This window comes from Larkinella punicea (genome assembly GCF_003334855.1).
GTDB lineage: Bacteria > Bacteroidota > Bacteroidia > Cytophagales > Spirosomataceae > Larkinella > Larkinella punicea.
Window position 1 is genome coordinate 1 of record NZ_QOWE01000056.1, and the last position, 1,312, is coordinate 1,312.

A 1,312-nucleotide genomic window follows, 5' to 3' on the forward strand; every position below is an offset into this window, starting at 1 on the left:
ATCAGTACTGTACGAAGGATTTGGCCTTACGGGATAAAAAGTTAAAAGTTTGTTGTTCTTTGATCTACTGGATTTTCAAAAGCGATGGATAAACCAATTATTCAGAGTCAGTCGGTTTTAGCTTCGGACTTGCTGGACTTGATCGGACAAGATTACCTACAAGCCTTGTCGGATGAACTGGGAGCCGACAAGTGGGTCATCAAACTGCAAACCAAGACCGTATTTAGTCTTCTCATTTACAGTTTATTAGAAAGTGACCGCGTCAGTTTGCGCAGCCTGCAGGAGTCCTACTCCTCGGCCTTGTTCAAAGCCGTTGAAAACCTGGCCGTGGATGCCCAAACCGCCCATAGCAGCATTCGTGACCGGCTCACGCAGGTCAATGTCACCTATTTTGAGCGCATCTATCAACGCGTCTACCAGTTGGTGAGTCAACACTACGACCAGCCCACACTGGCCAGATATAATCTCAAGCGCTACGACTCGACAATGATCCAGGTCTTTGGTCACCTGACCACCGGCATGAAAGTCGGCAACAGCAGCAACAACAAACGACAGGTGAAGCTGACTACAGAACTGGAGAATGACTTTTGCGTTCGCATGAAATTCTTTGATGACCAGCCTCACTTGTCGGAAGAGACCTCTCTGAGAGAGATCATTCAACAGGCACAACATGCTAAAAATGATCTGATTGTCTTCGATCGGGGTCTCAAATCCCGGCAAACCTTTCAGGATTTTGCCCGGAAGAACACACAATTTGTGACCCGGCTCAACGAGCAGGCCTGTTATCAGGTGCTGCGAGCCCATCAGCCCCTGCCAGTCATTGAACACAATGATTTACAAGTACTTAGTGACGAGATTGTCATGCTCTACAGCGACGGCAAAAAGCTTGTCCAGCAAGAGTTCCGACTCATCAGGGCAAAAGTCAAAACCAGTGGTCAACAGTTATTGTTTCTGACTAATGTGCTGGATTTATCAGCGTATTTGATTGCCTATATTTATCGGCAACGCTGGCAAATCGAGACGTTTTTCCGGTTCATGAAACAAGAGATGAATCTGACGCATTTTGTGAGCCACCATCAAAATGCCATTCAGGTCATGCTTTACTGCACCCTCATTGCGGCCATGCTAATTCTGGTTTACAAAAAAGGCAATGCCATTCAATCCTACAAGAAAGCGAAAATCCAGTTTTTCAAAGAACTACAAGCCAACGTCATTCTGGAAGTCCTCGACTTACCCAACGGCGTTGAGCTACTCAGAAAATACTTAGCACACCAAGCCCGAAGGAGTTAAACCAATCCTTCGTACAGTACTG

The 1,312-nt window shown here is 46.3% G+C and carries 1 protein-coding gene; it reads left to right on the plus strand.

Going from position 1 to position 1,312, the window contains the following annotated elements:
• The first annotated feature begins 84 nt into the window (after positions 1-84).
• Complete coding sequence (locus tag DUE52_RS31980) at positions 85-1,290, plus strand: IS4 family transposase (RefSeq protein WP_114410212.1); 1,206 nt, start codon at positions 85-87, stop codon at positions 1,288-1,290.
• Positions 1,291-1,312: the final 22 nt, after the last annotated feature.

What these genes read in the sequence shown, in the direction of transcription:
- DUE52_RS31980 (WP_114410212.1), top strand. Translation starts at nt 85, where the DNA reads ATGGATAAACCAATTATTCAGAGTCAGTCGGTTTTAGCTTCGGACTTG.